This is a genomic window from Pseudomonas sp., assembly GCF_050739655.1.
GTDB lineage: Bacteria > Pseudomonadota > Gammaproteobacteria > Pseudomonadales > Pseudomonadaceae > Aquipseudomonas.
Genome location: NZ_JBOIBY010000526.1, coordinates 1 through 8,899, shown reverse-complemented (window position 1 = coordinate 8,899; position 8,899 = coordinate 1). Strand labels below are relative to the sequence as shown.

General features: G+C 61.4%; 12 protein-coding genes. All 12 read left to right on the top strand.

Translation table 11 applies throughout. The features are described from left to right. Positions 1-44: 44 nt before the first annotated feature. The 12 genes from nrdR to ACRESJ_RS24995 all read left to right on the top strand — a co-directional run bounded on the left by nrdR (position 45) and on the right by ACRESJ_RS24995 (position 8,869). On the top strand, positions 45-509 hold the full coding sequence (nrdR, locus tag ACRESJ_RS25050) for a transcriptional regulator NrdR (protein ID WP_192309293.1): 465 nt from the start codon (positions 45-47) through the stop codon (positions 507-509). Beyond that, entirely contained in the window at positions 506-1,639 is a 1,134-nt protein-coding gene (ribD, locus tag ACRESJ_RS25045; protein WP_431760304.1) for a bifunctional diaminohydroxyphosphoribosylaminopyrimidine deaminase/5-amino-6-(5-phosphoribosylamino)uracil reductase RibD, read from the top strand. Before nrdR ends, ribD begins: the two co-directional genes overlap by 4 nt. A 47-nt stretch (positions 1,640-1,686) precedes the next feature. Beyond that, positions 1,687-2,352 carry a riboflavin synthase gene (locus ACRESJ_RS25040; RefSeq protein WP_431760303.1) on the top strand — a complete coding sequence of 222 codons (666 nt, stop codon included), beginning with the start codon at positions 1,687-1,689 and terminating at the stop codon, positions 2,350-2,352. 30 nt (positions 2,353-2,382) lie between these two features. Further along, positions 2,383-3,474: a bifunctional 3,4-dihydroxy-2-butanone-4-phosphate synthase/GTP cyclohydrolase II gene (gene ribBA / locus ACRESJ_RS25035; protein ID WP_431760302.1), complete on the top strand. Its 1,092-nt coding sequence runs from the start codon at positions 2,383-2,385 to the stop codon at positions 3,472-3,474. A gap of 91 nt (positions 3,475-3,565) precedes the next feature. Then, a complete protein-coding gene (ribH, locus tag ACRESJ_RS25030; RefSeq protein ID WP_224541369.1) occupies positions 3,566-4,042 on the top strand; it encodes a 6,7-dimethyl-8-ribityllumazine synthase in 477 nt (158 codons plus the stop codon). Further along, positions 4,039-4,539 carry a transcription antitermination factor NusB gene (gene nusB, locus ACRESJ_RS25025; protein WP_431760301.1) on the top strand — a complete coding sequence of 167 codons (501 nt, stop codon included), beginning with the start codon at positions 4,039-4,041 and terminating at the stop codon, positions 4,537-4,539. Before ribH ends, nusB begins: the two co-directional genes overlap by 4 nt. 28 nt (positions 4,540-4,567) lie before the next feature. Beyond that, positions 4,568-5,533, top strand: a complete 966-nt coding sequence (thiL, locus tag ACRESJ_RS25020) for a thiamine-phosphate kinase (protein WP_431760300.1) — start codon at positions 4,568-4,570, stop codon at positions 5,531-5,533. Further along, the gene (locus tag ACRESJ_RS25015) at positions 5,530-6,033 is read left to right on the top strand and encodes a phosphatidylglycerophosphatase A family protein (RefSeq protein ID WP_431760299.1); all 504 of its coding nucleotides are present in this window, start codon (positions 5,530-5,532) and stop codon (positions 6,031-6,033) included. Before thiL ends, ACRESJ_RS25015 begins: the two co-directional genes overlap by 4 nt. Positions 6,034-6,056: 23 nt before the next feature. After that, the gene (locus tag ACRESJ_RS25010; protein ID WP_431760298.1) at positions 6,057-6,794 is read left to right on the top strand and encodes a substrate-binding periplasmic protein; all 738 of its coding nucleotides are present in this window, start codon (positions 6,057-6,059) and stop codon (positions 6,792-6,794) included. A 241-nt stretch (positions 6,795-7,035) separates the two neighbouring features. Beyond that, positions 7,036-7,653: a GTP cyclohydrolase II gene (ribA, locus tag ACRESJ_RS25005; RefSeq protein ID WP_044465292.1), complete on the top strand. Its 618-nt coding sequence runs from the start codon at positions 7,036-7,038 to the stop codon at positions 7,651-7,653. After that, entirely contained in the window at positions 7,650-8,069 is a 420-nt protein-coding gene (locus ACRESJ_RS25000; protein WP_431760297.1) for an MFS transporter, read from the top strand. The genes ribA and ACRESJ_RS25000 overlap by 4 nt, the downstream gene beginning before the upstream one ends. Further along, the gene (locus tag ACRESJ_RS24995) at positions 8,069-8,869 is read left to right on the top strand and encodes a cobalamin-binding protein (RefSeq protein ID WP_431760296.1); all 801 of its coding nucleotides are present in this window, start codon (positions 8,069-8,071) and stop codon (positions 8,867-8,869) included. Before ACRESJ_RS25000 ends, ACRESJ_RS24995 begins: the two co-directional genes overlap by 1 nt. Positions 8,870-8,899 lie beyond the last annotated feature (30 nt).

Below are 8,899 nucleotides of genomic sequence, written 5' to 3'. Positions count from 1 at the left end.
GGGATGCGCTACCATGGCCCTCCCTTTTTTTGTTGCCTGCCACCATGCACTGTCCCTTCTGCGGTGCCAACGACACCAAGGTCATCGACTCGCGTCTGGTCGCCGAGGGCGAACAGGTGCGCCGCCGGCGTGAATGCCTGGCCTGCGGCGAGCGTTTCACGACGTTCGAGACGGCTGAACTGGTGTTGCCGCGCCTGATCAAAACCGACGGCAGTCGCCAGCCGTTCGACGAAGAAAAACTCCGTGCCGGTATGCAGCGTGCGCTGGAGAAGCGCCCGGTGAGTGTCGAGCGCCTCGAATCGTCGCTGGTGCACATCAAACACAAGCTGCGCGCCACCGGCGAGCGCGAGGTCAAATCCCTCGTGGTCGGTGAGCTGGTGATGGCCGAGTTGAAGAAGCTCGACGAAGTCGCCTACATCCGTTTCGCTTCGGTGTATCGCCGCTTCCAGGACCTCAACGAGTTCCGCGAAGAGATCGATCGCCTGGCTCGAGAGCCGGAGAAAGAATGACCACGCCTGCCGACCAAGCCATCCTCGACGCGCATTACATGGCCCGTGCCCTGGAACTGGCGCGCAAAGGTCATTACACGACGCACCCCAATCCACGGGTCGGTTGCGTGATCGTGCGCGATGGGCAGATCGTCGGCGAAGGCTGGCACGAGCGCGCCGGCGAACCCCACGCCGAAGTCCATGCCTTGCGAGCGGCCGGCGAGCTGGCTCGCGGCGCCACCGCTTACGTCACCCTTGAACCTTGCAGTCACCATGGCCGTACACCGCCGTGCGCCGATGCATTGGTCAATGCCGGGCTGGCGCGGGTAGTGGCCGCTATGCAAGACCCGAATCCGGAAGTCGCCGGTCGCGGGCTGCAACGCCTGGAGCAGGCCGGCATCGCCACGATCAGCGGCGTGCTGGAAGGCGAGGCGCGCAAGCTCAATCAAGGCTTCTTGAAACGCATGGAACATGGCCTGCCGTTCGTGCGGGTCAAACTGGCCATGAGCCTGGACGGTCGCACGGCGATGGAAAGCGGCGAAAGCCAATGGATCACCGGTCCGGCAGCGCGCTCGGCGGTGCAACGCCTGCGTGCCCAGGCCAGTGTGGTGCTGACCGGCGCCGATACAGTGCTGGCAGACGGTGCTCGATTGACCGTACGTGCCGACGAGCTGGGCCTGGATGCCGAGCAAACCACGCTGGCCATGAGCCGTCCGCCGCTGCGGGTGCTGGTCGACGGCCGTCTTCGCGTGCCGCTGGATGCACCGTTCTTCAAGGCCGGACCCGCGCTGGTCGCCACGTGCATGGCGGTGGAAGAGCAATACGCCAACGGCCCGGAATGCCTGAACGTCCCCGGCTACGACGGTCAGGTTGATCTGCGCCAACTGCTGGTCGAACTTGCCGCCCGTGGCGTCAATGAAGTCTTGGTCGAAGCAGGTCCACGGCTGGCAGGCGCGTTTGCCCAGCTCGGGCTGGTGGACGAATTCCAGATTTTCATCGCCGGCAAGTTCATGGGTTCCTCGGCGCGGCCGTTGCTGGACTGGCCGATCGCGCAGATGAAGGATGCACCGGAACTGAAAATCACTGACATTCGTGCCGTGGGCGATGACTGGCGAGTCATTGCCATTCCTTCGCCAGCAGCGAGCGTATAATTCCCGGCCATCGCTATAGCGCTGGCCCTGTTCTCGAGGAGAACCCCATGTTCACCGGCATCATCGAATCCATCGGCAGTATTCGCGCATTGACCCCTAAAGGCGGAGATGTGCGGGTCCATGTAGCAACCGGCAAGCTCGACCTGAGCGATGTCAAGCTGGGCGACAGCATTGCGGTCAACGGCGTGTGCCTGACCGCCGTTGAGTTGCCGGGCAACGGCTTCGCGGCGGACGTCAGCCGTGAAACCCTCGACTGCACCGCCATGAACGACCTGAAAAGCGGCAGCCCGGTCAACCTGGAAAAAGCCCTGACTCCGACCACTCGCCTCGGCGGGCATCTGGTCAGCGGCCATGTCGATGGCGTGGGCGAAGTTGTCGCTCGCACCGAGAACGCCCGCGCAGTGGAGTTCCGCATCCGCGCGCCGAAAGAACTGGCCAAATACATCGCCCATAAAGGCTCGATCACGGTTGATGGCACCAGCCTGACCGTGAACGCGGTCGATGGCGCCGAGTTCCTGCTGACCATCATTCCGCACACCCTGACTGAAACCATCATGGCGTCGTATCAGCCGGGTCGCCGGGTGAATCTGGAAGTGGACTTGCTCGCCCGTTACCTGGAGCGTTTGCTGCTGGGCGACAAGGCCGCAGAATCAACTGCTGGCAGCACCATTACCGAAAGCTTTCTGGCCCAAAACGGCTACCTCAAATCCTGAAGCTCAATTTTTGACAGAAGGGGGTGCCTTGTGGCGCTCAATAGCATCGAAGAACTGGTTGAAGACATCCGCCAAGGCAAGATGGTCATCCTCATGGATGACGAAGACCGCGAGAACGAAGGCGACCTGATCATGGCCGCCGAATGCTGCAAGCCCGAGCACATCAACTTCATGGCCAAGCACGCCCGTGGCCTGATCTGCATGCCGATGACCCGCGAGCGCTGCGAGCTGCTCAAGCTGCCGCTGATGGCGCCGCGCAACGGCTCCGGTTTCGGCACCAAGTTCACCGTGTCCATCGAAGCGGCGACCGGCGTGACCACCGGTATTTCCGCTGCCGACCGTGCACGCACCGTGCAGGCGGCTGCAGCCAAAGACGCCAAGGCTGAAGACATCGTCAGCCCGGGCCACATCTTCCCGCTGATGGCCCAGGCCGGCGGCACCCTGGCCCGCGCCGGCCACACCGAAGCTGCCTGTGACCTGGCGCGCATGGCCGGTTTCGAGCCGAGCGGTGTGATCTGCGAAGTGATGAACGACGACGGCACCATGTCCCGTCGTGCCGAACTGGAAGCTTTCGCCGTCGAACACGACATCAAGATCGGCACCATCGCCGACCTGATTCACTACCGGATGATCCACGAACGTACCGTTCAGCGGATTGCCGAGCAGCCTCTGGACAGCGAACTGGGCCAATTCAACCTGGTGACCTATCGTGATTCCGTGGAAGGCGACGTGCACATGGCACTGACCCTGGGCAATGTCTGCGCCGAAGAACCGACCCTGGTCCGGGTGCATAACATGGACCCGCTGCGCGACCTGCTGATGGTCAAGCAACCAGGCCGCTGGAGCCTGCGCGCCGCGATGTCCGCGGTGGCCGAGGCCGGCAGCGGCGTGGTGCTGTTGCTCGGTCACCCGCTCGATGGCGACGTGTTGCTGGCGCACATCCGTGAAACCGCCGATCACCTGGCCGTGAAAAAGCCGACCACCTACAGCACTGTGGGTGCCGGTTCGCAGATCCTGCGTGACCTGGGCGTGCGCAAAATGCGCCTGATGTCGGCACCGATGAAATTTAATGCGATATCCGGTTTCGATCTGGAAGTTGTAGAATACGTGCCCTCCGAATAATGACCGGTTGTTTCCGGCCAGCAATTCGCGGTTCAAATATCACTGAGGGACGCGTAGAAGACGCGTCCCGGCTCTTTAAGAGATCTATCGAATGACCCTGAAGACCATCGAAGGTACGTTCATCGCCCCTAAAGGCCGCTACGCTCTGGTAGTAGGCCGTTTCAACAGCTTCGTCGTTGAAAGCCTGGTCAGCGGTGCAGTTGATGCCCTGGTTCGCCACGGTGTGAGCGAAAGCGACATCACCATCATCCGCGCTCCTGGCGCCTTCGAAATCCCGCTGGTTGCGCAGAAAGTCGCTCAGAAGGGCGAGTTCTCTGCAATCATCGCCCTGGGCGCGGTCATTCGTGGCGGCACTCCGCACTTCGAATACGTGGCGGGCGAATGCACCAAGGGCCTGGCCCAGGTGTCCATGGAATTCGGCGTACCGGTCGCTTTCGGCGTCCTGACCGTTGACTCCATCGAGCAAGCCATCGAACGTTCCGGCACCAAGGCCGGTAACAAAGGTGCTGAAGCTGCCCTGTCCGCTCTGGAAATGGTCAGCCTGCTGGCGCAGTTGGAGGCCAAGTGATTAGCGACGAAAGCGATCGTTTCAACCCGCGCGATCCAAAGCCTGCGGATGCTGGCAAGCCATCGAAAAGCGCCAAGCGTCGCGAAGCTCGTCAGCTCGCGACCCAGGCGCTGTACCAATGGCACATGGCCAAGCAGTCGCTGAACGAGATCGAAGCGCAGTTCCGGGTCGATAACGATTTCACCGATGTCGATGGTGCTTACTTCCGCGAGATACTGCACGGGGTTCCGCAGTTCAAGACCGAAATCGACACCGCGCTCACGCCATGCCTGGACCTGGCCATCGACGAGCTGGACCCGGTTGAGCTGGCCGTTCTGCGCCTGTCCACCTGGGAACTGCTCAAGCGCGTCGATGTGCCGTACCGCGTTGTGATCAACGAAGGTATCGAACTGGCCAAGGTCTTCGGTTCCACCGACGGTCACAAGTTCGTCAACGGTGTGCTCGACAAGCTGGCCCCGCGTCTGCGTGAAGCTGAAGTGAAGGCGTTCAAGCGCTGATTGGCGCTTGTAATGTCGGCACCAGGACATGGGCGAGTTTGAGCTGATCCGCAATTTCTTCGCCGCCGCGCCCTGTGCGCAGGGCGGCGATGGCGTTGCCCTCGGAATCGGCGATGACTGCGCCTTGCTGGCAGTTCCTCCTGGGGAGCAACTGGCGATTTCCACCGACACCCTCGTGGCCGGTGTGCATTTCGCCGATCCTTGCGATCCGTTTCTGCTCGGCCAGCGCTCGCTGGCCGTGGCGGTCAGTGACCTGGCTGCCATGGGCGCCACCCCCATCGCCTTTACCCTTGCCCTGACCTTGCCGACGGTGACTGCCGATTGGCTGCAAGCCTATTCCCGTGGTTTGAACCAGATGGCGCAAAGCTGCGGCGTGGCATTGGTTGGCGGCGACACCACTCGAGGGCCGTTGAGCCTGACCATGACCGTATTCGGTCGGGTGCCGTCCGGTCAGGCATTGACCCGTAGCGGTGCGCAACCGGGTGATCTGCTGTGTGTCGGCGGCGAGTTGGGCAATGCGGCCGGCGCGTTACCCTTGGTTCTCGGTCAACGTACCGCCGAAGCCGCCATTGCCGACCCGTTGCTGGCACATTACTGGTCGCCGCAACCACAGCTTGGCCTGGGCCAGGCGCTACGCGGCAAGGCGACCTCGGCGCTGGACATCTCCGATGGCTTGCTCGCAGATTGCGGGCACATCGCTCTTGCGTCGAAGGTCGGCTTACAGATCGAGCTTGAGCGCTTGCCAATGTCGGCGGCGCTGCGGGCTTTTCTCGGTCAGGCAGGCGCGCAAAGTGCCGCGCTGAGCGGTGGCGACGATTATGTGCTGGCCTTCACCCTACCGTCCGTCGAGTTGCCGGCAATACTGGCCAAAGGCTGGCCGGTGCATGTAGTCGGACAGGTAGTGAGCGGGCAGGGCGTGACGTTACTGAACGCCGATGGGCAAGACATCACCCCGCAAACACGGGGCTATCAACATTTTCGGGAGACACCGTGACAGACCATCCCAAGCAAGTCCCGGCGGAATTCGTACCGCCGTCGGTCTGGCGCAATCCATGGCATTTTCTGGCGTTCGGCTTCGGCTCGGGCACCTTGCCAAAGGCACCGGGCACCTGGGGGTCGTTAGTTGCGCTACCCTTCATTCCGTTGTGGCAGATGTTGCCCGACTGGGGTTACTGGTTGATGCTGGGCATCACCATGCTGTTCGGCTTCTGGCTTTGCGGCAAAGTGGCCGATGATTTACGTGTGCACGACCATGAAGGCATCGTCTGGGACGAGATGGTCGGGATGTGGATCACCCTGTGGCTGGTGCCGGAAGGATGGCAGTGGTTGTTGGTAGGGTTCTTGATGTTCCGCTTCTTCGATATTCTCAAGCCTTGGCCGATTCGCTGGATCGACCGGCACGTACACGGCGGCGTCGGGATCATGCTTGATGACGTGTTGGCAGGGGTGTTTGCTTGGCTGGCGATGCAGGGACTGGTTTGGATTTTCGCCTGAGGAATTAAGTGGGAGAACTAGGGATGGCTCGACGCGGGTTGATGGTGATGGTGTTCGCCTTGTTTTGCTCGCTCGCTCACGCGCAGGACGCCGCGACACCGCCGTCGGTGATCCACCTGGCCAGCGAAGATTGGGAAGACTACACCGCCGCCGACGGGCATGGTCTCGGCTGGGATGTGCTGCGCAAGGTCTTTGAGCCGGTGGGCGTCACGCTGGATATTCGCTCCGAACCGTACTTGCGCTCCCTGGGTTTGGCCGAGCGCGGGGAAGTGGACGCCTGCGTCGGCTCCTATCGTGATGAGTCGGACAAGCTCCTCTATCCTCAGTGGAACTTCGACACCGATCATATTTATGCCCTTGGACTGGCCGCCGGCCCGGTACCCACGACCGAAACCTTGGGTAACTATCGACTGGCTTGGGTGCGTGGCTACGACTATCAGGATTATCTGCCCAACGTACGCCGCTATAACGAAGTGCTTCGACGTACTGGCATCGTGTCCATGCTGACGCAAAATCGTGCCGACTTTTACATCGATGCGCTCACAGAAGTCGATTACGTACTCAATCGGGCCAAGGATCCATCCCAGCTGCGCCGCACCCACATCGCCGAATTGCCTTTGTACCTGTGTTTCGCCAAGACCCCCAGAGCCCGCACGCTGATGGCGCTGTTTGATGAGCGCATGGAGACGTTGGTGAAAAGCGGCGAGCTGAAACCGATTTTCGAGCGCTGGAAACAGCCTTATCCCTTTGCTCCAAATTGACCGCGATCGCCGATTCACCCTTGTGGGAACGGGCTTGCTCGCGAAGGCGTCCTATCCGTCGACATCTTCGCTGAATGACACACCGCTTTCGCGAGCAAGCCTGCTCCCACAAAGGGCGCAATGGGCGAATATCAAACTTTTTGATAGTTATCGCCGATAATTCAGCCTAAGCGCCCGTCGGAAGCTGCTGTTACAATGCCGGCCTGCGAATCTTCAGTCTCTATAGATCAGGAGCACACCGGTGCCTGTCGTTTTTGTCGCCGCTTCCAAGCTGCCAACGCCTTTTGCGCAATTCACCATGCATGGCTTTCTCGATGAAGCCACCGGCCGCGAGCACGTTGTGCTCAGCCTGGGTGAGATCGCCGATGGTGCCCCGGTACTCGGCCGGTTGCACTCCGAATGCCTGACTGGCGATGCCTTGTTCAGCCAGCGTTGCGACTGCGGCTCGCAACTTGAGGCGGCGCTCCAGGCCATCGCCCGCGAAGGTCGTGGCGTGTTGCTGTACTTGCGTCAGGAAGGTCGTGGCATTGGCCTGCTGAACAAAATCCGCGCCTACGAGTTGCAGGATGGCGGTGCCGACACCGTTGAAGCCAACGAGCGCCTTGGCTTTGCCGCCGACCAGCGCGACTACGCCATGTGCCTGCCGATGCTGGAGCATCTGGGTGTCAAATCCCTGCGCCTGATGACCAACAACCCGCGCAAGGTCAAGGCATTGACCGACATGGGCATCGTAGTTGCCGAGCGCGTGCCCCTGCACACTGGCCACAATCCGCACAACAAACTTTACCTGGCCACCAAGGCCAGCAAACTCGACCACATGATGGGCAACGAGCATCAGGGCGAGGTAGACCGGGCGTGACGCGCGGTCAGGTGCGGCGGCGTCTGTCCGTCAACTGGTGGCAATACCTGGCGTTGGCCTTGTTGCCGCTGTTCGTGATCAACGGCGTGTTTGGCCAGAGCGACGCGATCCTGCCAGTTCTGGCGATGCCATTGTTCATCGCCGGTGTCGCGTCGATGTTTGTCAGCCTGAAGTTCTTTGGCCGCTACAAACATGCGCTGATTGCCACCCAAAAAGCCCTCGATACTCCTGAAGAGCCCGCTGCGTGGATTAGTCTGGCAGCCAAGCGTCGCACAGCATTTCTCGCAGCCAGCCTGCCGGCGTGGATCGGTGCATTGGCGGTGTTCGTCGGTCTGGAAGCCGTTCCCTTGATGCTGCTGGCGCTTTCCACCAGCGTGCTGTTTTACCTCTACCGTATCCCGCGTCAGCTGGGTTGATGCGCCCTGCCTGGCTGGCGTTTTTGCTGCTGGTCGCCAGTGGTTCGGCAGCAGCGGTTGATCGAGTGGTCAGCCTCGCGCCTTCTCTCTCTGAAATCGTTGTCGAACTGGGCTCCACCGACCTGCTGGTGGGTGTGCTGGATGCCGGCGAACGTCCCGCCGAATTGAAAAGTCTGCCTTCCGTTGGCCGCTACGGTCAGTTGGACATGGAACGCTTGGTCAGCCTGAAGCCAGACTTGCTGCTCCTTTGGCCCGACAGCGTCGGCCCGGCTCAGCGAGAACAACTCAAGCGCCTGAACATCCCGACCTACGTCGCCGAACCTCATAGCCTTGAACAACTCACTGCGCAGATCGAAGCCATCGCTGTACAGCTCGGTCGACCTGAACGCGGAACGGTCCTGGCCACAGATCTGCGCCAGCGGCTGGCCGAGCTGCGTCAGCGTTATCGGCGGGATCAGCCGCTGCGCGGGTTCTATCAGATCTGGGACCGACCTCTGTACACCGTTGGCGGCGGGCAGATCATCAGTGATGCCCTAGACGTCTGCGGTGTCCGAAACGTATTCGCCGATCTGACAGTCCCGGCACCGCAGGTCAGTGTGGAAGCGGTGTTGCTGCGCAATCCCGAGGTGATATTGGCGGGTGATCAGGTGCAGCTTGACGCTTGGAAGGCTTGGCCTCAAGTCGATGCCGTGGTTCGCAAACAGCTGCTGCTAGTGACGGACAAAGGCCTGGAGCGACCGAGCGGGCAGATGATCGAGGCGACCGCGGAGCTCTGCCACTTGATCCAACCCGATCGCTGAAATATGCACAGAACCCTGTAGGAGCTGCCG

What these genes read in the sequence shown, in the direction of transcription:
- thiL (WP_431760300.1), top strand. Translation starts at nt 4,568, where the DNA reads ATGGGCGAGTTTGAGCTGATCCGCAATTTCTTCGCCGCCGCGCCCTGT.
- ACRESJ_RS25040 (WP_431760303.1), top strand. Translation starts at nt 1,687, where the DNA reads ATGTTCACCGGCATCATCGAATCCATCGGCAGTATTCGCGCATTGACC.
- ACRESJ_RS24995 (WP_431760296.1), top strand. Translation starts at nt 8,069, where the DNA reads ATGCGCCCTGCCTGGCTGGCGTTTTTGCTGCTGGTCGCCAGTGGTTCG.
- ribD (WP_431760304.1), top strand. Translation starts at nt 506, where the DNA reads ATGACCACGCCTGCCGACCAAGCCATCCTCGACGCGCATTACATGGCC.
- ribH (WP_224541369.1), top strand. Translation starts at nt 3,566, where the DNA reads ATGACCCTGAAGACCATCGAAGGTACGTTCATCGCCCCTAAAGGCCGC.
- nrdR (WP_192309293.1), top strand. Translation starts at nt 45, where the DNA reads ATGCACTGTCCCTTCTGCGGTGCCAACGACACCAAGGTCATCGACTCG.
- ACRESJ_RS25010 (WP_431760298.1), top strand. Translation starts at nt 6,057, where the DNA reads ATGGCTCGACGCGGGTTGATGGTGATGGTGTTCGCCTTGTTTTGCTCG.